This window comes from Streptomyces sp. NBC_01525 (genome assembly GCF_045040405.1).
GTDB lineage: Bacteria > Actinomycetota > Actinomycetes > Streptomycetales > Streptomycetaceae > Streptomyces > Streptomyces benahoarensis.
Genome location: NZ_CP109397.1, coordinates 4,450,672 through 4,472,705, shown reverse-complemented (window position 1 = coordinate 4,472,705; position 22,034 = coordinate 4,450,672). Strand labels below are relative to the sequence as shown.

Genomic DNA, 22,034 nt, shown 5'->3' with positions numbered 1-22,034 from the left:
GCCCGGCCGTTCCGGGGGCCGAACCGGTGCCTGCGCCTTGCGCCGTCCGGGGCCGGTCCGCCGCCTCGGCCTGCGCCGTCCGGGGCCGGATCGCCGCCGGGCAGGGCCGCGGTCCGGGGTCGGCCGCCCCCGAGGCCGAGCCGCATCCCCGCCCGCACCCGAAGCTCCCCGCCCCGTACCGCCCTCACCGCCGGAACCGCCTGCGCTCCGTCCCCGGCCGCCGCTCCGGAGTGTCCGCGAGGCGTACGACGGGATCGTCGGGACCGCCGTGCCGGCCGGCCACCACCGGCTCCCGGGCGCGGGCGGCCTTCGCCCGGTACTGCGCGGCGTCGGCGAGACGGAAGAGGCGCCGGGCGGTGCGCACCGGGCCGATCGGGTCGCCGGTCGAGGCAACGCCGACCGCGACGCCGTCCCCGAGCCCCAACTCCGCCGCCTTCACGCAGAGTTCGGCGGCCACCTCGACCACGCCATCGGAGGGCGGACCGACCGCGAGGAGGCAGAACTCGTCGCCGCCGAGCCGGGCGGCGAGGGTGCCGGGCAGCCGCGCGCCGCAGAGCGAGAGGACCGAGCCGAATCGTTCCAGCAGGCGGTCACCGACCGCGTGGCCGCGCGAATCGTTGACCTGCTTGAGGCCGTTGAGGTCGCAGACCACCAGGCTGACCACGACCGCCTCCCGGCGGTGCACCTCCAGCGCCTCGTCCAGCCGCATGTCGACGGCGCGGCGGTTGGCGAGCCCGGTCAGCGCGTCGGTGAAGGCCAGCCGCCGGGCCTCCGCCAGCCGCTCGGTCTGCGCGATCCCGGCGGCCGTCACGGCGGCCAGCACCGTCGCGAACTCCGCGTCCGCCGCCCCGAACACCGGCTCCCCCGCCGCCCGCGCCACATACAGCTCGCCCCACGCACGCCCGCGCAGCACCAGCGGCGCCACCACGCAGCAGCCCCGGCCGCGGCGGCGCAGCGCGGCCACCCGCCGCCGGTTGGCGCTCCCGGTGCGCCCGCCGGCCTCCGGGGTGACGGCCGTCACCTGCGCGGGGGCGGACAGCGGCGCGTCCGGAGGGCGGGCCGCCGCGGGCACCCCGGAGAGCGGCGCACCGCTCGTCGCGCAGGGCCCGTCGGCGCGCTCCACCCATGCGTCGGGCCCGCCGCCGGGAGTCCGCCGCTCGTGCGGGAGGCCGACGATCTCCGGGAACTCGTGCACCGGATACGACTCGTCCTCCGGGAACTCCTGCTCGCCGTCGGCGAGTTCACCGACGTTGACCAGCACCCGCAGCTTTCCCCGTTCGCGTTCCCACTTCGAGATCGCGGCGAAGGAGCCGCCCAGGGCCAGCCGTACGCCCTGCGCCGCGGCATGCGCGGATTCGCGTGGTGTGCGCGCCGCCGCCATCGCCTGCGCCAGCTCCACCACAGCCCGCAGCCTCGCATCGCCCTCGTCCGTCACCGGGCCCTCACATTCCGTCACCGTGAGCACACTCTGTACTACAGCGTAGGAATGTTTAACCCGTTTCGCCCCTTACGCGCGACTCCCACACGGGGACGTCATCCTCACCCACGGTGATCTACGCCGCCCGCGGGGACGGAGGGGCGGACGGGGCGCGGACCGGCGGGACGGGCGCCCCCGCGCGCCGCCGCGCCCTGGCGCCGCGCCTCACTCCCCGGGCCAGTCCGGGTCCCGCTTCTCGTTGAACGCCGCGACGCCCTCGGCGCGGTCCCCCGAGAAGGCCACGCTGCGCCAGGCGGCGTCCTCGACCTCCAGACCGGCCCGCAGATCGAGACCGTGACCCAGCCGCATCGCCCGCTTCGCGGCGCGCAGCCCCACCGGCGAGTTCCGTGCGATCCGCGCGGCCAGCTCCAGCGCCTCCGCCCGGTCCGCGCCGTCCGCCGCGAGCTGATCGACCAGCCCCAGCCGTACGGCCTCCTCGGCGCGTACCCGGCGGGCGGTGAAGACGAGTTCGGCGGCGCGCGCCGCCCCCACCCGGCGCGGCAGCAGCTGCGTCCCGCCGCCACCGGGGATGACACCCACCGACACCTCGGGCAGCCCGACCACCGCGCTGCCGTCCGCCACGATCAGATCGCAGGCCAGCGCCAGCTCGAAGCCGCCGCCGAGCGCGTAACCGTGCACCGCGGCGACGGTGGGCTGCGGCAGTTCCAGGACGCCGGTGTAGGCGGCGCGGGTGCGCGGGCGCTGCCGCAGCAGGTCCGCGTCGGTGAAGGAGTTGCGCTCCTTGAGGTCGGCGCCGACGCAGAACGCCCGCTCATGGGTGGAGGTGAGGACGACCGCCCGTACGGCGGCGTCGGCGGCGAGGGACGCGCACGCCTGAGCCAGCGCGTCGGCCATCGCCGTCGAGACCGCGTTCATCGCCTCGGGCCGGTCCATGACCAGCTCCGCCACGTAGCCGTGCCGCTCCACGCGGACCCATTCGCCGAACCGCTGCATACGACCCTCCCGGTTAACGACCGTTGATTCGGTTCCGCCGGGATCATGTCAGGTCAGGGCGTGCGGGAACAGGGCCGACCGGCCCGACCGGGACTCACGGCCGCCCGGGGCCGCCCTGGGGAACACCGCCCCCAGAACGCCGCCCCGGGGAACGCCACCGCGGCGGCCGCCCCGGGCGCGGCGCCTCACCCGCGCCGGGTCAGCTGCCAGGGCTCGACGACGCCCAGACCACGCACCGGCCGCTGGTACATCGGCTGGAGCGCGAAGCGGTACGTCGGCAGCTCCGGCGTCAGACCGCTCGCCGCCGCCTCCGCCGCGGCCTTCTCCGCGGCCGCGGCGGCCGCCTCGGAGACCGGGGCGTCGCCGGTGCGGCCCAGCTCCTCCGCGAACGCCTGGTCCACGAAGAGGGCATCCTTCGGCGCTATCGACGTCAGGCGGCTGGCGAGGTTGACGGTCGTGCCGAACACATCGCCCATCCGCGTCGTGACGGTGCCGAAGGCGATGCCGACGCGCAGCTCCGGCATGGTCTCGTCGTGCGTCATGGTCTCGATGAGCCGCAGCCCGATCTCGGCGGCGACCCCGGCGTCGTCGGCGGAGAACAGCACCTCGTCGCCGAGCGTCTTGATCAACCGACCGCCGTGGGCGGCGACCAGGTCGGAGCAGGTGGTCTCGAACGCCTCGACCAGCTCGCCCAATTCCTCCTCCTCCAGCCGCCGGGTCAGCCGGGTGAAGCCCACCAGGTCGGCGAAGCCGACGGCGAGCCGCCGGTCGACCATCTCGTCGTCGTCCTGCGCGCGCACGACCCGCCCGGTGGCGGCGGCCAGCTGGCGCCGCCAGACGTACACCAGGAACTCCTCCAGCTCCGGCAGGAGGAGTTCGACCAGCGGGTACGTGATCTCCGTACGGGTCATGCCGGAGTCCTGGGGCTCGGTGAGGCCCTCCAGGAAGGAGTCGATCTGCCAGTCGGCGAGCCGGGCGGTGGTCTGGCCCGTGGAGCGCGCCACCTGAACGGCCATCGCCTCGCTCAGCAGCCCGGCCTCGACCAGACCCGCCAGCCGCCGCAGCGCCAGCACATCGGCCTCGGTGAGCGCCTTGACCTGCCCGATGTCGGCGAAGCCCATGGCGCGCCAGAACCGGGCCGCCAGATCCATCGAGACCCCGGCGCTGCGGGCCGCCTGGAACGGCGTGTAGCGGCGGTCGGCGCCGAGGATCAGCTGTTCCAGGCGGATGGCGATGGTGTCGTCGGGGTCGGCGGGCGTGGCGCCCTGCGCCCCGGATGCCGCGCCGGAGGGCGCCCCGGGCGGGGGCTCGTCCGTGGCCGCGGGGGCCGCCGCGCCGCCGGGACCCCGCTCACCGGGGCCGTCACCGGATGCGGCGTCGCCGGAGCCCGCGGCGGGCCCGTCCGGCGTGGCCGCGCTCTCGGGCGGTCCGCCGCCCGCGTCGCCGGCGGTCACCGCCCGCTCCCTGTCCGCTCCCTGCGCACTGCCCTTCCGATCACTGCTCGCCGGTGGCCCGCTCCCCGGCGGGCCGCCTCAACGATACGGCAGGTGTGCTCTGGCTCACTCTCCCGTGCCCGGTCAGGGCCGTCCGACCGGGCACCGCTCGGCGTTTCGGCCACCGGCACGCCGTACGCGGCCGGTCAGCTGTAGCCGCCGCCGTCCGTGTCCGGCCGCAGGTGGACGATGTCACCGGCGCCCACCGGCTGCTGCACGCCGTCCCCGGTCGCGAGGATCAGCCGCCCGTCGCCGTCGAGGGCCACCGCCTCACCGCGGACCGCCCGGCCCCCGGGAAGTTCGGCGCGGACCGCGCGGCCCAGGGTGGCGCAGCCCGCGACATACGCCTCCCGCACCCCACTCGCCACGGGGTCGCCGTCCGCGTCCTGCCAGGCGGCGTACCAGGTCTCCAGGGAGCGCAGCACGGCCCGCAGCAGGGTGTCGCGGTCGAGGGTGTGCGCACCGGCCAGGGCGAGGGAGGTGGCGGTGGGCACCGGCAGCTCGTCCTCGCGCAGCGACACGTTGAGGCCCATGCCGAGGACGACGCCGTCCCCGGCGCGCTCGGCGAGGATGCCCCCCGCCTTCCGCTCGGCGCCGCCCACGGTCAGCAGGACGTCGTTGGGCCACTTGAGTGCGGTGTCCACGCCCGCCGCTCGGGAGAGCGCGGTGGCGGTGGCGACCCCGGCGAGCAGCGGCAGCCAGCCCCAGCGCTCCTGGGGGACGCGGGGGGTCAGCACCACGGAGACGAAGATGCCGGAGCGGGGCGGCGCGCTCCAGCGGCGGTCCAGGCGGCCGCGGGCGGCGGTCTGCTCCTCGGCGACGAGCACGGTGCCCTCGGGCGCGCCGGCGGCGGCCCGCAGCGCGAGGTCGGTGTTGGTGGAGCCGGTGGCATCGACGACGTCGAGCGCGGTCCACAGGGAGCCGGGGCGCAGCAGGGCCCGCCGGAGCGCCCGGACATCGAGCGGCGGCCGCTCCAGATCGCTCCAGCGGCCGCCACCGCTGGCGCCCGGCGTGCCAGGGCCGTCCCCGGGCTCCGGCGAGCGGCCGTCTTTGTCCTGGTTTTCCGGCGGTTGAGGTGTCATGGAACCAGCCTAGGTGTGGTCAACGACGCAGTGCCGCTGAGCACCCCCGCCGATACGCTACGAAGCGGTAGCAAGGCCGTACGTCCCCCCGTACGCGCACCAGTCCAGGACGAGCAGGAGCCGCATCCCGATGTCCGAGCCGGAAGCACACCTGACCACCACCGCGGGCAAACTGGCGGATTTGCAGCGGCGGATCGACGAAGCCACGCACGCCGGTTCCGCCCGCGCGGTGGAAAAGCAGCACGCGAAGGGCAAATTGACCGCGCGTGAGCGCATCGGCCTGCTCCTCGACGAGGGCTCGTTCGTCGAGCTCGACGAGTTCGCCCGGCACCGGTCGACCAATTTCGGGCTGGAGAAGACCCGCCCGTACGGCGACGGCGTGGTCACCGGCTACGGCACGGTCGACGGCCGCCCGGTCGCGGTGTTCTCGCAGGACTTCACGGTCTTCGGCGGGGCGCTCGGCGGCGTCTTCGGCGAGAAGATCGTCAAGGTGATGGACTTCGCGCTGAAGAACGGCTGCCCGGTCATCGGCATCAACGACTCCGGTGGCGCGCGCATCCAGGAGGGCGTGGTCTCGCTCGGCATGTACGGCGAGATCTTCCGCCGTAACACGCATGCTTCCGGCGTGATCCCGCAGATCTCGCTGGTCGTCGGCCCGTGCGCGGGCGGCGCGGTCTACTCCCCCGCGATCACCGACTTCACGGTGATGGTGGACCAGACGTCGCACATGTTCATCACCGGACCCGACGTCATCAAGACCGTCACCGGTGAGGACGTCGGCTTCGAGGAGCTGGGCGGCGCCCGCACCCACAACGCCACCTCCGGCGTCGCGCACCACATGGCGTCCGACGAGAAGGACGCCATCGACTACGTCAAGGCGCTGCTGTCGTACCTGCCGTCCAACAACCTCTCCGAGCCGCCCGCCTTCCCCGAGGAGGCGGACCTGGAGACGTCGGACCACGACCGCGAACTGGACACGCTGATCCCTGACTCGGCGAACCAGCCGTACGACATGGTCACCGCGATCGAGCACATCCTGGACGACGGGGAGTTCCTGGAGGTCCAGTCGCTGTACGCGCCGAACATCCTCACCGGCTACGGCCGCGTCGAGGGCCACTCGGTGGGCATCGTCGCCAACCAGCCGATGCAGTACGCGGGCACCCTCGACATCAAGGCGTCCGAGAAGGCCGCCCGCTTCGTGCGGACCTGCGACGCGTACAACATCCCCGTCCTGACCTTCGTGGACGTGCCGGGCTTCCTGCCCGGCACGGACCAGGAGTGGGACGGCATCATCCGCCGCGGCGCCAAGCTGATCTACGCGTACGCGGAGGCGACGGTCCCGCTGATCACCGTGATCACCCGCAAGGCGTTCGGCGGCGCGTACGACGTCATGGGCTCCAAGCACCTGGGCGCGGACCTCAACCTCGCCTGGCCGACCGCGCAGATCGCGGTCATGGGCGCCCAGGGCGCGGTCAACGTCCTGCACCGCCGCGCCCTCGCCGCCATCGAGGATCCGGGGGCGCAGGACACCCGCCGCCAGGAGCTGATCCAGGAGTACGAGGACGCGCTGCTCAACCCGTATGTGGCGGCCGAGCGTGGCTATGTCGACGCGGTGATCATGCCGTCGGAGACGCGGCACCACATCGTCCGCGGGCTGCGCGCCCTGCGCAACAAGCGCGAGGCGCTGCCCCCGAAGAAGCACGGCAACATCCCGCTGTAGCCCGCGTCGTAGGAGGTCGGAGACCATGATCAAGGTCGTACGGGGCAACCCCACGCCCGAGGAGCTGGCCGCCGCGCTCGCGGTGGTGCAGGTCCGCGCCGCCGCGGCCACCGGCGCCGAGCCGGACACGACGCCGGTCTCGGAGTGGTCCGATCCGGCGGCGCGCGTCCCGGCCCGCCGGACCCCGCACCCGGGGCCGCGCGCCTGGCGCACCAGCTACTGGCCGCGCTGACCCGGTTCCGCCGCTCCGGCGGTATGTGAGGTACGTCGCACACGCCGCGTTTGCCCCGGTCATCCGGGGGCGGGCGTTCCGTGCGCCAGGGCGCCTGAGTACGCGTACTCAGGCGCCCGCGACGTGACGGGCGCAGGATCGGAACCATGCTGTGGTCCGATCCGCCCGACGAGCCTCCCGAGGAGCTGCGCCATGCGCAGAAGCGGCTCCGTCGGATGGGTGTCGTGATGGCGGTCGCCTCGATGCTCACCATCGTGTTGTTGGCCGGGCGTTGACGTGTAATCGTTCCCGCCGCCGGGCTCGGGACCGCTCCACCACCGAGGACGCGCACCGGACCGCGGGTGGTTCCACCGCCCGGACCGGGCGGTTGTCCACAGGCCCCGCCGCGCCTCTCCGGCGCTCCGTACGATGGCGGGCATGACCGAAGAGCCCCGCCCCCGCCGTCTCGTCCTCGCCTCCCAGTCGCCCGCGCGCCTGGGCCTGCTCCGGCAGGCCGGGCTGGCCCCCGAGGTGATCGTCAGCGGGGTCGACGAGGACGCGCTCACCGCGCCCACCCCCGGCGAGCTGGCCCGCATCCTGGCCGAGGCCAAGGCCACCACGGTCGCCGCCCGCCCGGAGGCCGCCGGAGCGCTCGTCATAGGTTGCGACTCGGTCCTGGAGCTGGACGGCCGGGCGCTGGGCAAGCCCGCCGACGCCGAGGACGCCACCGCCCGCTGGAAGGCGATGCGCGGCCGCTCCGGCGTGCTGCGCACCGGCCACTGCGTCATCGACACCGCCAACGGCCGCCGCACCTCCGCCACCGCCTCGACCACGGTCCGCTTCGGCGAGCCCGACGACGCCGAGATCGCCGCCTACGTCGCCAGCGGCGAACCGCTCCACGTCGCCGGTGCCTTCACCCTCGACGGCCGCTCGGCACCGTTCATCGACGGCATCGACGGCGATCCGGGCAACGTCATCGGCCTCTCCCTCCCCCTGCTCCGCCGCCTCCTGGCCGAGCTGGACATCCGCCTCACGGATCTGTGGGCGTGAGGCGGATGGGGCGTAGGGCGTAGGAGGGCGGCGGCCCGTACCCAGGGCGGGCGACCCGCGGCTCCGTGGGCGCGGCGCTCGACCGTCCGGTGCGCCGCCCGGGCCGTCCGCCGGGCCCCGGCAGCCAGGGCCCGGCCGCCGGGCTCACGCCGAGGGGCCGTACCCGCCGGGCTCACGCCGAGGTGGGTGCGGCCGGGGCCGGGCCGTCCGGCTCCGCGTCGGCCCCGGCATCCGGGACGGCGGGCCGTTCGCCGTAGGCCACCAGCGTCAGCACCAGCAGGGCGAGGACGGCCATCAGCGCGGCGAAGGCGAGCCAGCCGACCATGCCGACGACGAAGGCGCCGAGCACCGCGTGCACCACGGCGCAGCAGATCAGCGCGATCCGGGCGAGGGTGCCGGGCGGACGGTCGCGGAGCCCGGTGCGCAGCAGCAGGGCGGCGCAGCCGAGGAGGGAGAGCGCGGCGACCGCACCGGCGGCCAGTGCGCCCGTGGTCATCGCGCCGGGCCGCAGCCCCGCCAGGGACATCTGCTGCCGGTCGACGACGATGCTCAGGATCCAGTTCAGCAGGACGATGCCGCCCGCCTCCAGGATCAACACCGCGGCCGCCACCAGCGCCACCGGTCTCCGCGCCGCCACCGTCCCCACCTGCTTCCGCCCTTACCGAGCCCGCCGTTACCGACGGGGCCGTACGCCCCGCCGCCGTGCGCCCGCGTGGAGCGGGCCGTGCCGTGTTACCGCGAGTACAGAAGACAGCGCGCACGCTACTAACGGGTAACGGCCGGGGCAAGAGTTCTGCACGCTCCGGATGACGGCGCCCGGCGCGCCTCCCGAGGGGTCCCGGGCGCCGCGCCGGGCGCAAACTTTCCTTCGCCCATTCGTAGGGACTCCACAAAGAATTGACGGTCCGCCGCCCGCGCGCGGGCAGAGACCTAGACCACATCGAGCCGCCCGTCCGCCGCCGCGGAACCGGGCCTACCCTGGGCTGTCAGGGGGCTTCGCACCCCTCACTGGCGCGCGTGCCACGCTCCGTGTGGGCAAGGTCACCCCGGGGAACGGGTCGGCACGCGGTGTCGCCAGTCCCTAAACTCGCTGCGTTCAGTGTGTTGTGTTGCGGCGTAGCGCCAAGGAAGGACCCATCGTGCGCAAGGTGCTCATCGCCAACCGTGGCGAAATCGCTGTCCGCGTAGCCCGTGCATGCCGGGACGCCGGAATCGGGAGCGTGGCGGTCTACGCCGACCCCGACCGGGATGCCCTGCACGTCCGCGCGGCCGACGAGGCATACGCCCTGGGCGGTGACACCCCGGCCACCAGCTACCTCGACATCGCCAAGGTCCTCCAGGCCGCCAAGGACTCCGGCGCAGACGCCATCCACCCCGGCTACGGCTTCCTCTCCGAGAACGCCGAATTCGCCCAGGCCGTCCTCGACGCCGGCCTGACCTGGATCGGCCCGCCCCCGCACGCCATCCGCGACCTCGGCGACAAGGTCGCCGCCCGCCACATCGCCCAGCGCGCCGGCGCCCCCCTGGTCGCCGGCACCCCCGACCCCGTCTCCGGCTCGGACGAGGTCGTCGCCTTCGCCAAGGAAAACGGCCTGCCGATCGCCATCAAGGCAGCCTTCGGCGGCGGTGGCCGCGGCCTGAAGGTCGCCCGCACCCTCGACGAGATCCCGGAACTCTACGACTCCGCGGTCCGCGAGGCCGTCGCCGCCTTCGGCCGCGGCGAATGCTTCGTCGAGCGCTACCTCGACCGCCCCCGCCACGTCGAAACCCAGTGCCTGGCCGACAAGCACGGCAACGTCGTCGTCGTCTCCACCCGCGACTGCTCCCTCCAGCGCCGCCACCAAAAGCTCGTCGAAGAAGCCCCGGCCCCCTTCCTGAGCGACGAGCAGAACGCCGAGCTCTACCGCGCCTCCAAGGCCATCCTCAAGGAAGCCGGCTACGAAGGCGCCGGCACCTGCGAATTCCTCGTCGGCCAGGACGGCACCATCTCCTTCCTGGAGGTCAACACCCGCCTCCAGGTCGAACACCCGGTCACCGAAGAAGTCACCGGCCTCGACCTGGTCCGCGAGATGTTCCGCATCGCCGACGGCGAAGAACTCGGCTACCACGACCCGGCAGTGCGCGGCCACTCCTTCGAATTCCGCATCAACGGCGAGGACCCCGGCCGAGGCTTCCTGCCCGCCCCCGGCACCGTCACCACCTTCCAAGCACCCACCGGCCCGGGCGTCCGCCTGGACGCAGGCGTGGAGTCCGGCAGCGTCATCGGCCCGGCCTGGGACTCCCTGCTCGCCAAACTGATCGTCACCGGCGCCACCCGCGAGCAGGCCCTCCAACGCGCCGCCCGCGCCCTGAACGAGTTCACGGTGGAGGGTATGGCCACTGCCATTCCCTTCCATCGCACGGTCGTGACGGACCCGGCGTTCGCGCCCGAACTGACCGGCTCGACCGGTCCGTTCACGGTTCACACGCGGTGGATCGAGACGGAGTTCGTCAACGACATCGCGCCGTTCGCCGCCGCCGGCGCGGATGAGGCGGAGGCCGACGCCCGCGAGACGGTCGTGGTGGAGGTCGGCGGCAAGCGCTTGGAGGTGTCCCTGCCCTCGTCGCTGGGGATGCCGCTGGCCCGTGCCGCCGTCGCCGGGGGCGCCAAACCCAAGCGCAAGGCAGCCAAGAAGTCCGGCTCCGCCGCCTCCGGCGACACCCTCACCTCCCCCATGCAGGGCACCATCGTCAAGGTCGCCGTCGAAGAAGGCCAGACCGTCGCCGAAGGCGAACTCGTCGTCGTCCTCGAAGCCATGAAGATGGAACAACCCCTCAACGCCCACCGCGCCGGCACCATCAAGGGCCTCACCGCCGAAGTCGGCGCCGCCCTCACCTCCGGCGCCCTCATCTGCGAAATCAAGGACTGACGTCCGGCCGTACGCAACGGAGGCCCTGGCACGCCTGGACGCTAGCGTCCGCCTGTGCCGGGGCCTTCCGCGTGCCCGGGGCCGCCCGGGACACGCGCCCGGCCGACGGGGCGCGCACGTGAGGTCCGCGCGCCCCGGGCGCTCCGCCCGTTACGACGCCCCCACCACGTCCTCCGGGAAGGTCAGCTCCTTGCTCATCCACCGCAGGGCGGCGGGCAGTTCGCGGCGCCAGGTGGCGAAGTTGTGGCTGCCCTGGTCGAGGAGGACGGTGTCCGCCTGCATCGGCGGCCGGACGGCGGCCAGGAACTCCCGGGCCGCCGGGTAGTTCTTCTCGCCGTGGCGGCTGGTCCCGATCAGCACCGACACCCGCGGCGGCGGCAGATGGCGCAGCCGCCAGATCAGATCGTGCTCCTCGCGGCGGCGCACCCGGTCGCGCCCGGCGCCGAAGAGATCGCCGGTGGTCGGGTCGGGGGTGACCTTGTAGTCCGGGGAGAGCGCCGCCGCCGCGGTGTACGTCTCGGGGTGGCGCATGGCGAGCTGGAGGGCGCAGCTGCCGCCGGAGGAGTAGCCGAGGACGCCCCAGCCGCCGGGGTCGTGGCCGACCCGGTAGTGGGACCGCAGGGCGTCCGGCACGTCCCGCGCGAAGAACGTCTCGGCCTGCGGGCCCCCGGGCACGTCGACGCACTGGGTGTCCCGGGGCGGGGCGACGGTGGGCCGCAGCATCACGATGACGGTGGGCTGCACGGCGCCGGTGCGCTGGAGCGCCGCCGCGGTCTGCGGCAGCCGCAGATGCTGTCCCAGCAGGTAGATGCCGCCCGGGTAGCCGCTGAGCGCCACGACGACGGGGAATCTCTGGCGGGCGTAGGCGTCCTGGAAGTACTGCGGCGGCAGATAGACGTACGCCGGGTCCACCAGCCGGGTCCGCTTGCCGACGATCCGTACGGTCTCCACCTTCCCGGCCGTCGCGGGCGGCCCCTTGGGCAGGCCGTGCACCTTGTCGAGCCCTTCCGGGCCGGACGGCTGGACGAGGCCCTGCGACGGGTCCCCGGCCGGGCCGACACCCGTGGCCCCGCCCCATTTGGCGACCGCGCCGGGGGCGTCGTCGTAGAGGCCGAGGAGTTCGTGCCAGGAGCCGTAGAACTGGAAGTTGGCGTTGACGGCGAGGGCGAGCGCCGCGATGAGGGCGAGCTGGGTGGCGAGGAGGGAGCCGAGACGGCCGAGCACGGCCCCCGGGCCGCGCCCGGCGAAGCGCGGCCACAGGCCGCAGGTCAGCGCGACCGCGGCCAGGGCGGCCAGGACGGCGGCGTACAACAGCGGGCGGCTGGTCAGCCCCATGACGTCTTCCCCAGGTCTTGGGGGGTCCGCCGGGGCGCGCCCGTGCCGACCCCTCGGTGTACCGGCGGCCCGGGGCACGCACCGGCCCGGAACACCTTGTTGCGCCACGTTTGATGGTGTTCGGGGGCGTGGCGTTGCGGCCCGCCGCGGTGTTCGGCGAGGTGTCGCCGGACGGCAACCGGGCATTGGGGCGCGGGACGCCGCCCGTCCACCGTCCGGGCCCGGGGGCGCCCGTCAGGGGCGCGCGCAGCGACCCCGTGCGCCCCGGGCGGGCGGCCCGCCGCGACCCCGGTCAGTGGCATCCTGGAGCCACCGGGCCGGGACCGGCCGGGGTGAGGAAGGACGGCGATGGCGACCGAGACGGCAGGGCGGCGGCCGGCCGCGCGGCGGAGCGAGGCGGCGGACGGCGCGGCAGGCGGCCCGCGCCCGATGCGGGCCGACGCCCGGCGCAACTACGAGCGGCTGCTGGCCGCGGCCCGTACCGCCTTCATCGAGCACGGCACGGACACCTCGCTGGAGGAGATCGCGCGGCGCGCCGGGGTCGGCATCGGCACCCTCTACCGGCACTTCCCGCACCGTACGTCGCTGATGGGCGCGGTCTTCCAGAGCGAGGTGGAGGCACTGCTGGCGCAGGCGCGGGAGCTGGCGGACGCGCCGCAGCCGTGCCGGGCGCTGGTCGAGTGGCTGCGCGCGATCATCACCCACGCCGGTACGTACCGGGGCCTGTCGCGGGCGTTGATGACGGCGACGGCCGACGAGAGCTCGGGGATGGCGCGGTGCAGCGTGCCGATGCGGGAGGCGGGCGGCGCCCTGCTGGCCCGCGCGCAGCGCGCCGGTGCGGTACGCCCCGACGTCACCATCGGGGACCTGATGCAGCTGACGAACGGCATCGCCCTGGCTGCCGAGGAATCACCGGACGACCCGCTCCTCGCCGACCGCCTGCTGACCCTCACCCTGACCGGGCTGAAGGCGGACCACCCCACGGCGGACTGAACGCCCGCGGCCGACGCGCGAGGCCGACGGCGGCGTGCCCGAAAGGGCTGTGCCGAAGAGCTGTGCCGAAAGGGCTGTCCCGAAAGGGAGTTGAGGGGGGACGCTGCGCCCCGCGCGCTGCGGGCCTGTCCGTCCGGGCGGCCGATCAGCGAAGGTGATCAGGCGCTTGGGTCAGGGTGTCCGTACCCCCGCCCCGCCCTTCTCAACGTATAGCGCACAGGGGGCCTTGCGGCAAGGCCCCCCTCGTGCCGCAGAATCTCAGGCTGATGCCGGATCCTGCGGAAATGGGAGATTCACGAAGTGCGTGTGTTGCTGTCGGTTCATGGGTCGTGCGGTGGCGTTGCGCCGCTGAGGGGGCCCGGGCCGCACCCGCGGGGGCCCGGGGCCGGACGGCGGGGGTGCGTACCCGCGGCGTCGGCGTGCGCGGCTCCGGATCGGAGCTGCTGAGATGACCTCCCTGACCACCGGCGCGTTCGCCCTGCCCGAACGGCTCGCCGCCAAGGCCGACCCGGCGCTGATCGACGGTGACGAACGGCACTTCGCGGCCGTCGCCGCGACGCTGGAGGAGACGATCGCCGAACTCTCCGAGCGGCTCGACGCCGCACGCCGGGCCCCCGGCGGCCTCGGCCGGGAGGCGATGGACCGGGACACCGAGGTCCACCGGCTGGCCGGCCGCCTGCGCACCCTGCGCCGCTTCGGCCTGGACCTCTGCCTGGGTCACGTCGTGCACGCGGACGACCCCGAGCCCGTGTACATCGGCCGCCTCGGCCTCACCGACAGCGCCGGCCGCCGGCTCCTGGTCGACTGGCGCTCCCCCGCCGCCGAGCCCTTCTTCGCCGCGACCCACGCCGACCCGATGGGACTGGTGCGCCGCCGCCGCTACCGCTGGACCCGCGGCCTGATCGGCGACTACTGGGACGAGGTGTTCACCGCGGACGGCCGCGAGGGGCACGCCGCGCTCGACGACCAGTCCGCCTTCATCGCGAGCCTGGGTGCCAACCGCTCGGAGCGGATGCGCGATGTCCTGACCACCATCCAGGCCGACCAGGACGCCGTCATCCGGGCCGGTTCGCGCGGCGCTCTCGTCGTCGACGGCGGCCCCGGCACGGGCAAGACCGTCGTGGCCCTGCACCGCGCCGCCCACCTCCTCTACTCCGACCCCCGCCTGGGCCACCGCCGCGGCGGCGTGCTCTTCGTCGGCCCGAGCCGGCCCTACCTCGCGTACGTCGCCGACGTCCTGCCCAGCCTCGGCGAGGAGGGCGTACAGACCTGCACCGTGCGCGACCTCGTCGCCGAGGGGGCGAAGGCGGCGGCCGAGGCCGACCCGGAGGTGGCCCGGCTGAAGGCGTCCGCGGACATGGTGAAGGCCGTCGAACCGGCCGTCGCCCTCTACGAGGAGCCGCCCACCGAGGGGATGACGGTCACGACCCACTGGTCCGACGTGTGGCTGAGCCCCGCCGACTGGGCCGTCGCGTTCGCGGCCGTCGAGCCGGGCACGCCGCACAACGAGGCGCGCGACCAGATCCGGGAGGAGCTGATCACGCTGCTGATGGACAAGCACGGCACGGACGGCGACGACCTCTCCCCCGCGCTGCTGCGCAGGTCGCTGCTGCGGAACCGGGAGCTGTTCACCGCCCTCCACCGCGCCTGGCCGACGCTGGAGCCGACCGACCTCATCGGGGACCTCTGGTCGGTCCCCGCCTATCTGCGCAGATGCGCCCCCTGGCTCGACCGCGACGAGGTGCGCCGCCTCCAGCGCGCGGACGCCCACGCCTGGACGGTGTCCGACCTGCCGCTCCTCGACGCGGCGCGGCAGCGGCTCGGCGACCCGGAGGCGGCCCGGCGCAAACGCCGCCACGCGGCCGCCGTCGCCGCCGAACGCGACCGCCGGGCCGCCGTCATCGACGGCATCCTGCGGGCCGACGACGGCGAGGGCGCCGTGACGATGCTGCACGGGCAGGACCTCCAGGACGCCCTGATCGACGAGGACGGGCTGCCGGCCGCCGAACCGGACCTGCTCGCCGGTCCGTTCGCCCACATCATCGTGGACGAGGCGCAGGAATTGACGGACGCCGAGTGGCAGATGCTGATCCAGCGCTGCCCGTCCCGCAGCTTCACCGTCGTCGGCGACCGCGCCCAGGCCCGGCACGGGTTCACCGAACCGTGGCAGGAGCGGCTGGCGCGGGTCGGGCTCGACCGGGTCACGGTGGCGTCCCTGAGCATCAACTACCGCACACCGGAGGAGGTCATGGACCAGGCGGAGCCGGCCATCCGGGCCGCGCTGCCGGACGCGAACGTGCCGACCTCCATCCGCCGCAGCGGCATCCCCGTCACCCACGGGTCCGTCGCGGAGCGGGACGCGGTCCTCGACGCCTGGCTCGCCGCGCACGACGACGGGACGGCCTGCGTCATCGAGGCCGGGGACGCCGGGGCGGAGGCGGTCCGCGCGAGGCCCCGTGTCCGGTCGCTGACGCCGGAGCTGTCGAAGGGGCTCGAATTCGATCTGGTCGTACTCGTCGACCCGGAGTCGTTCGGTACGGGCATCGCGGGCGCCGTCGACCGCTACGTCGCGATGACCCGGGCGACCCGGCAGCTGGTGATCCTCACGCGCCCCTGAACACCGGCCGTCACGGCGGCTGTCGGGCGCGCCTGCCGACCGCGCCGCGGGCGCCCGCCGGGGTCCTCGGGGACCCCGCGGGCGCTCCGTCGGTTCAGCGGCGCCGCGGCGCGAGATCGGCGACGCGGGGCGCGTCGCCCAGGGAGGCGGAGCGCAGGGACGAGGCCGCGCCCCCCGGTGGGTGGTTGCGGCGCTGCCCCGGCAGCGGCACCTCCCGGCGGTGGCCGCGCCGGTCGGCGGTGCCGTCCGCCGTGACGGTGGCCGCGCCGTTGGCGGTGCCGGTGACGGCGATCTGCACGCCCTGGTCGGCGAGGGCCTGCAACTCCGTCGCGGCGCGGTCGGCGTGGGCCGGGGGCTCGTCGGTGACCAGGCGGGTGACGAGGTCCGTCGGCACGGTCTGGAACATCGTGTCGGCGCCGAGCTTGGTGTGGTCGGCGAGGACCACCACCTCGCCCGCGGCCTGTACGAGGGCCCGGTCGACGCTGGCGGAGAGCATGTTGGACGTGGACAGACCGCGCTCGGCGGTCAGCCCGCTGCCCGACAGGAAGGCGCGTGACACCCGGAGCCCCTGGAGCGACTGCTCGGCACCGCTGCCGACCAGCGCGTAGTTGGAGCCCCGTAGCGTCCCGCCGGTCATGACGACCTCGACGCGGTTGGCGTGGGCCAGCGCCTGGGCGACCAGGAGGGAGTTGGTGACGACGGTCAGGCCGGGCACCCGGGCGAGCCGGCGGGCCAGCTCCTGGGTGGTGGTACCGGCTCCCACGACGATGGCCTCCCCCTCCTCCACGAAACCGGCGGCGAGGTCGGCGATGGCCGTCTTCTCCGCGGTCGAGAGGTGGGATTTCTGGGGCAGGCCGGATTCCCGGGCGAGACCGCCCGGGAGGACCGCTCCGCCGTGCCGGCGGTCGAGGAGCCCTTCCGCTTCCAGCGCGCGTACGTCCCGGCGTACGGTCACTTCGGAGGTCTGGACGACACGGGCGAGCTCCCGGAGCGACACCGCTCCGTTGGCCCGCACCATTTCAAGGATCAGTTGGCGACGTTCTGCAGCGAACACGAAACTGACAGTAACGCCAACGACCGTCTGTTTTCAGCAGGTTGCACCAATTAACGGAAATTGTTCACACCATGGGTGACCGAGTGGTATAGAGGGCTCTCACCCCGAACTCCCGCCCGGCAACGGCGACATGACCGCGCGTCAGCCCCAGGCGCCCCGTAACGGCCCCCGGCGCCCCTCACCCGCCGTGCGCACCCGGGGCACAAACGTGCCACCCGCCGCGCCCCGCGGACGGCTACTCGTTCGCCGCCTTACGGGTGTGCAGCTGCCGGGCCACCTCGGCGAGCGAGCCGGACAGCGACGGGTAGACCGTGAAGGCGCTGGCGATCTGTTCGACGGTGAGGTTGTTGTCGACCGCGAGCGAGATCGGGTGGATCAGCTCACTGGCGCGCGGCGAGACGACGACGCCGCCGACGACGATGCCGGTGCCCGGACGGCAGAACAGCTTCACGAAGCCGTCGCGTATGCCCTGCATCTTGGCGCGCGGGTTGCGCAGCAGCGGGAGCTTGACGACCCGGGCGTCGATCTTGCCCGCGTCGACGTCCGCCTGGGAGTAGCCGACGGTGGCGATCTCCGGGTCGGTGAAGACGTTCGCAGAGACCGTCCGGAGGTCCAGCGGCGTGACCGCGTCGCCGAGGAAGTGGTACATCGCGATCCGGCCCTGCATCGCGGCGACCGACGCCAGCGCGAAGACGCCGGAGCAGTCACCCGCCGCGTAGACACCGGGCGCGGAGGTGCGCGAGACCCGGTCGGTGCGGACGTGCCCGGAGTCCTTCAGCTGGACCCCGGCCTCCTCCAGACCGATCCCGGCGGTGTTCGGGATGGAGCCGACCGCGACCAGGCAGTGGGTGCCGGAGATCGTCCGGCCGTCGGCGAGCGTCACCTCGACGCGGTCACCGGCGCGCTTGACGGCGGCGGCGCGGGAGCGGGCCATGACGTTCATGCCGCGGCGCCGGAAGACATCCTCCAGGACGGCGGCGGCGTCCGGGTCCTCGCCGGGCAGCACCCGGTCGCGGGAGGAGACGAGCGTGACGCGGGAGCCGAGTGCCTGATAGGCACCGGCGAACTCGGCGCCGGTGACGCCGGAGCCGACCACGATCAGCTCCTCGGGCAGCTCGTCGAGGTCGTAGAGCTGCGTCCAGTTCAGGATGCGCTCGCCGTCGGGGAGGGCGTCGGGGATCTCGCGGGGGTGCGCGCCGGTGGCGATCAGCACCGCGTCGGCGACGAGGGTCTGCTCGGTGCCGTCGGCGGCCGTGACCGTGACCTTGCGGGAGCCGTCCGTGGCCTGCCCCGGCTCCAGCCGTCCGCGGCCGCGCAGCACGCGGGCCCCGGCGCGGGTCACGGAGGCGGTGATGTCGTGCGACTGCGCCAGCGCGAGGCGCTTGACGCGGCGGTTGACCTTGCCGAGGTCGACACCGACGACGCGGGCGGGCCGCTCCGGGTCGGGCGTGCCGTCCTCGACGATGATGCCCAGCTCCTGGTACGAGGAGTCGAAGGTCGTCATCACCTCGGCCGTCGCGATGAGAGTCTTCGACGGGACGCAGTCGGTCAGCACCGACGCCCCGCCCAGACCGTCGCAGTCGACGACGGTCACCTCCGCGCCGAGCGAGGCGCCCACCAGGGCCGCTTCGTATCCGCCGGGTCCGCCACCGATGATCACGATCCGAGTCACGTCCTCCATTGTCCCGCACGCCGCGCGGTGCTTCCCGGCGGGGTGCGGCGGGCGGCGGATTTCCCGGCTCCGGATCCTCCGTTCCCCAGGAGCACGCGGGCCCACCTCCCGTACTCTCGAACCATGTCGCTCTACGCCGCGTACGCCGGCAACCTCGACGCGCGGCTGATGTCCCGCCGCGCACCGCACTCCCCGCTGCGCGGCACCGGCTGGCTCAACGGCTGGCGGCTCACGTTCGGCGGCGAGCAGCTGGGCTGGGAGGGCGCCCTCGCCACCATCGTGGAGGCACCGCGCTCGCAGGTCTTCGTCGCGCTCTACGACATCGCGCCCATGGACGAGGACTCCATGGACCGCTGGGAGGGCGTCGGCCTCGACATCTACCGCCGGATGCGGGTGCGGGTGCACACCCTCGACGGCGAGGAGCCCGCCTGGATCTACGTCCTCAACGGCTACGAGGGCGGTCTGCCGTCCGCGCGCTATCTCGGCGAGATCGCCGACGCGGCCGAATCGGCGGGCGCCCCGCACGACTACGTCATGGAGCTGCGCAAGCGCCCCTGCTGAGGGACGGCCGGGCGGCGCGTCCGGCCCGCCCTTCGGGGGCGCTCCCGGGAGGGGCGTCCCCGACCAGCCGTTCCGGGCCCCCTTCGCCCCGCCCACCCGGCCCCTTGGCTCCCGCCCACCCAGCCCTGCATCTCCGCTTTCCCCCTCGCCTTCCGGCCCCGTACGCAGCAGCATCTACGCGCGTAGGGGATTTCCCGCTACCCTCGTCCGCGTGAACGCATCTGTTACCACGGACCCCGCCCGCGCCCCGCAGGCCGCCGCCGGGGACGCCGCCGCCCGCCTGCGCGAACTCACCGGCGCCGAGAGCCATGACGTCGCCCTGGTCATGGGCTCCGGCTGGGCCCCGGCCGCGGAGGCGCTGGGCGCGCCCGAGCACGAGTTCCCCGTCACCGAGCTGCCCGGCTTCCCGCCGCCCGCCGTCGAGGGCCACGGCGGCAAGATCCGCTCGTACCGCATCGGTGACAGGCGCGCGCTGGTCTTCCTCGGCCGTACGCACTACTACGAGGGCCGCGGCGTGGCCGCCGTCGCGCACGGGGTGCGGACCGCCGTCGCCGCCGGGTGCAGGACGATCGTGCTCACCAACGGGTGCGGCGGTCTGCGCGACGGGATGCGTCCGGGGCAGCCGGTGCTCATCAGCGACCATTTGAACCTCACCGCCACCTCCCCGATCGCCGGCGCGCACTTCGTCGACCTGACGGACCTGTACTCGCCGCGGCTGCGCGCGCTGTGCAAGGAGGTCGACCCGACCCTGGAGGAGGGTGTCTACGCGCAGTTCCCCGGGCCGCACTACGAGACGCCCGCCGAGATCCGGATGATCCGTACGCTCGGCGCCGACCTGGTCGGCATGTCGACGGTGCTGGAGGCCATCGCCGCCCGTGAGGCGGGCGCCGAGGTGCTGGGCCTGTCCCTGGTGACCAACCTCGCCGCGGGCATGACCGGCGAGCCGCTCAACCACGAAGAGGTCCTGCAGGCCGGCCGCGACTCCGCGACGCGGATGGGCAGCCTGCTGGCGCAGGTGCTCGGCAAGCTCTGAGCCCGGCGGCCGGGGCGGGCGGGGCGCCGTACCCGGCCCGCCCGCCCCGGCCCCGTACGCCGTCCGGTCGACCCGTTCCCGTACGCCGCCGGGCGTCCAGCTGTCCGGCGCCCGGCCGTCCGGACGCCGTCCCGCGCATCCCCCGCCCCACCCACCGTCGTCAGGAGCATCACGTGGCCACCGACCCCGCGGAGCTGATCCGTCTCGCCCAGACCTGGCTGGCCGAGGACCCCGACCCGCAGACCCGCGACGAGCTGTCCCGGCTGATCGACGCCGGTGACGTGACCGAGCTGGCCGACCGGTTCGCCGGGACCCTCCAGTTCGGCACCGCGGGGCTGCGCGGGGAGCTGGGCGCGGGCCCGATGCGGATGAACCGCGCGGTGGTCATCCGCGCCGCCGCCGGGCTCGCCGCGTATCTCAAGGGCCGCGGCGACGGCGGCGGCCTCGTCGTCATCGGCTACGACGCCCGCCACAAGAGCGCCGACTTCGCGCGCGACACGGCGGCGGTGATGGTGGGCGCGGGCCTGCGCGCCGCGGTGCTGCCGCGCCCGCTGCCCACGCCGGTCCTGGCGTTCGCCATCCGGCATCTGGGCGCGGTCGCGGGCGTCGAGGTCACCGCCAGCCACAACCCGCCGCGCGACAACGGCTACAAGGTCTACCTCGGCGACGGCTCCCAGATCGTGCCGCCCGCCGACGGCGAGATCGCCGCGGAGATCGCCGCGGTCGGCTCGCTGCACGACGTGGCACGCCCCGAGTCGGGCTGGCAGTCCCTCGGTGACGACGTCCTCGCCGCCTACCTGGAGCGCACCGACGCGGTCCTCACCCCGGGCTCGCCGCGCGACACCCACGTCGTCTACACCCCGCTGCACGGCGTCGGCCGGGACACGCTGCTCGCCGCGTTCGCCCGCGCCGGGTTCCCCGCGCCGCTGGTCGTCGCGGACCAGGCCGAGCCGGACCCGGACTTCCCGACCGTGGCGTTCCCCAACCCGGAGGAACCCGGCGCGATGGACCTGGCGTTCGCCACCGCCCGCGCCGCGGGCCCCGGCGTCGACCTCGTCATCGCCAACGACCCGGACGCGGACCGCTGCGCGGTGGCCGTGCCCGCGCCCGGCACCGACGCGGGCTGGCGGATGCTGCGCGGCGACGAGGTCGGCGCGCTGCTCGCCGCGCACCTGGTCAGCAAGCAGGCATCCGGCACGTTCGCCACCACCATCGTCTCGTCGTCCCTGCTCTCCCGGATCGCGGCCGCCTCCGCGCTCCCGTACGAGGAGACGCTGACCGGCTTCAAGTGGCTGGCCCGGGTGGACGGCCTGCGGTACGCGTTCGAGGAGGCGCTGGGCTACTGCGTCGACCCCGAGGGCGTACGCGACAAGGACGGCATCACCGCCGCGCTGCTGATCACCGAGCTGGCGGCGGAGCTGAAGCGGTCCGGGCGGACGCTCGCCGATCTGCTGGACGACCTCGCCGTCGAGTACGGGCTGCACGCCACCGACCAGCTGTCGGTCCGGGTCGAGGACCTGTCACTGATCGCCGACGCGATGCGACGGCTGCGCGCGACGCCCCCGGCCACGCTCGCCGGACTGCCGGTGTCCACGGCCGAGGACCTGGCCCACGGCACCGCGTCCCTCCCGCCGACGGACGGCCTGCGCTACACCCTCTCCGGCGCCCCCGAGCACGGCGTCACGGCCGGCCGCGTCGTGGTCCGCCCGAGCGGCACCGAACCGAAGATCAAGTGCTACCTGGAGGCCGTCCTGCCGGTCGCGTCGGCCGAGGGCCTGCCGGAGGCGCGGGAGCGGGCGGCGGTTGTTCTTGCGGGGTTGAAGAGGGATTTGGCCGGGGCGGCGGGGATCTGAGGGGGCGGGGGACGCAGCGC

The 22,034-nt window shown here is 74.4% G+C and carries 18 protein-coding genes; 10 read left to right on the top strand and 8 right to left on the bottom strand.

Translation table 11 applies throughout. The annotated features are described in order from the left end of the window. Positions 1-184: 184 nt before the first annotated feature. The 4 genes from OG422_RS20140 to OG422_RS20125 form a co-directional block, all read right to left on the bottom strand. On the bottom strand, positions 185-1,381 hold the full coding sequence (locus OG422_RS20140; RefSeq protein ID WP_405747920.1) for a GGDEF domain-containing protein: 1,197 nt from the start codon (positions 1,379-1,381) through the stop codon (positions 185-187). Between the two features lie 261 nt (positions 1,382-1,642). Next, positions 1,643-2,431 (bottom strand): enoyl-CoA hydratase/isomerase family protein, encoded by a 789-nt coding sequence (locus OG422_RS20135; protein WP_405744040.1) that lies wholly within the window; start codon positions 2,429-2,431, stop codon positions 1,643-1,645. 185 nt (positions 2,432-2,616) lie between these two features. Next, positions 2,617-3,885, bottom strand: coding sequence for an adenylate/guanylate cyclase domain-containing protein (locus OG422_RS20130; RefSeq protein ID WP_405744038.1), 1,269 nt, complete (start codon positions 3,883-3,885; stop codon positions 2,617-2,619). Positions 3,886-4,070: 185 nt separating this feature from the next. Continuing rightward, positions 4,071-5,006: a biotin--[acetyl-CoA-carboxylase] ligase gene (locus OG422_RS20125; RefSeq protein ID WP_405744036.1), complete on the bottom strand. Its 936-nt coding sequence runs from the start codon at positions 5,004-5,006 to the stop codon at positions 4,071-4,073. 130 nt (positions 5,007-5,136) lie between these two features. On the opposite strand from OG422_RS20125, the gene OG422_RS20120 reads away from it, so the two are divergent. From OG422_RS20120 to OG422_RS20105, 4 genes are all read left to right on the top strand, one after another. Then, complete coding sequence (locus OG422_RS20120) at positions 5,137-6,726, top strand: acyl-CoA carboxylase subunit beta (protein ID WP_405744034.1); 1,590 nt, start codon at positions 5,137-5,139, stop codon at positions 6,724-6,726. 25 nt (positions 6,727-6,751) lie between these two features. Beyond that, positions 6,752-6,958, top strand: coding sequence for an acyl-CoA carboxylase subunit epsilon (locus tag OG422_RS20115; protein WP_143941597.1), 207 nt, complete (start codon positions 6,752-6,754; stop codon positions 6,956-6,958). 146 nt (positions 6,959-7,104) lie between these two features. Then, entirely contained in the window at positions 7,105-7,233 is a 129-nt protein-coding gene (gene mmpB / locus OG422_RS20110; protein WP_285229390.1) for a morphogenic membrane protein MmpB, read from the top strand. A gap of 142 nt (positions 7,234-7,375) precedes the next feature. Beyond that, entirely contained in the window at positions 7,376-7,987 is a 612-nt protein-coding gene (locus OG422_RS20105; protein WP_143941596.1) for a nucleoside triphosphate pyrophosphatase, read from the top strand. 172 nt (positions 7,988-8,159) lie between these two features. On the opposite strand, the gene OG422_RS20100 is transcribed toward OG422_RS20105, so the two are convergent. Further along, positions 8,160-8,624, bottom strand: coding sequence for a hypothetical protein (locus OG422_RS20100; protein WP_405744031.1), 465 nt, complete (start codon positions 8,622-8,624; stop codon positions 8,160-8,162). A 502-nt stretch (positions 8,625-9,126) separates the two neighbouring features. Between OG422_RS20100 and OG422_RS20095 the strand changes: the two genes are divergently transcribed. Then, positions 9,127-10,896 carry an acetyl/propionyl/methylcrotonyl-CoA carboxylase subunit alpha gene (locus tag OG422_RS20095; protein WP_405744029.1) on the top strand — a complete coding sequence of 590 codons (1,770 nt, stop codon included), beginning with the start codon at positions 9,127-9,129 and terminating at the stop codon, positions 10,894-10,896. A 150-nt stretch (positions 10,897-11,046) separates the two neighbouring features. Here the strand turns inward: OG422_RS20095 and OG422_RS20090 are convergent, their stop codons facing one another. Beyond that, the gene (locus OG422_RS20090) at positions 11,047-12,231 is read right to left on the bottom strand and encodes an alpha/beta hydrolase (RefSeq protein WP_405744027.1); all 1,185 of its coding nucleotides are present in this window, start codon (positions 12,229-12,231) and stop codon (positions 11,047-11,049) included. A gap of 429 nt (positions 12,232-12,660) precedes the next feature. Here OG422_RS20090 and OG422_RS20085 point away from each other — a divergent pair, with 429 nt between their 5' ends. Both OG422_RS20085 and helR read left to right on the top strand, forming a co-directional pair. Further along, positions 12,661-13,224, top strand: a complete 564-nt coding sequence (locus OG422_RS20085; RefSeq protein ID WP_251076598.1) for a TetR/AcrR family transcriptional regulator — start codon at positions 12,661-12,663, stop codon at positions 13,222-13,224. A gap of 448 nt (positions 13,225-13,672) precedes the next feature. Further along, complete coding sequence (helR, locus tag OG422_RS20080; protein ID WP_405744025.1) at positions 13,673-15,841, top strand: RNA polymerase recycling motor ATPase HelR; 2,169 nt, start codon at positions 13,673-13,675, stop codon at positions 15,839-15,841. Between the two features lie 94 nt (positions 15,842-15,935). Here the strand turns inward: helR and OG422_RS20075 are convergent, their stop codons facing one another. Next, on the bottom strand, positions 15,936-16,859 hold the full coding sequence (locus OG422_RS20075; RefSeq protein WP_251076597.1) for a DeoR/GlpR family DNA-binding transcription regulator: 924 nt from the start codon (positions 16,857-16,859) through the stop codon (positions 15,936-15,938). 271 nt (positions 16,860-17,130) lie between these two features. Then, on the bottom strand, positions 17,131-18,576 hold the full coding sequence (locus OG422_RS20070) for an NAD(P)H-quinone dehydrogenase (protein WP_185994177.1): 1,446 nt from the start codon (positions 18,574-18,576) through the stop codon (positions 17,131-17,133). A 114-nt stretch (positions 18,577-18,690) separates the two neighbouring features. Between OG422_RS20070 and OG422_RS20065 the strand changes: the two genes are divergently transcribed. The 3 genes from OG422_RS20065 (at position 18,691) to OG422_RS20055 (ending at position 22,014) form a co-directional block, all read left to right on the top strand. Continuing rightward, the gene (locus OG422_RS20065; protein WP_143941588.1) at positions 18,691-19,128 is read left to right on the top strand and encodes a gamma-glutamylcyclotransferase; all 438 of its coding nucleotides are present in this window, start codon (positions 18,691-18,693) and stop codon (positions 19,126-19,128) included. A gap of 211 nt (positions 19,129-19,339) precedes the next feature. Next, positions 19,340-20,161, top strand: a complete 822-nt coding sequence (locus OG422_RS20060; RefSeq protein ID WP_143940343.1) for a purine-nucleoside phosphorylase — start codon at positions 19,340-19,342, stop codon at positions 20,159-20,161. A 173-nt stretch (positions 20,162-20,334) separates the two neighbouring features. Then, the gene (locus OG422_RS20055) at positions 20,335-22,014 is read left to right on the top strand and encodes a phospho-sugar mutase (RefSeq protein ID WP_405744022.1); all 1,680 of its coding nucleotides are present in this window, start codon (positions 20,335-20,337) and stop codon (positions 22,012-22,014) included. The last annotated feature ends 20 nt before the right edge of the window (positions 22,015-22,034 follow it).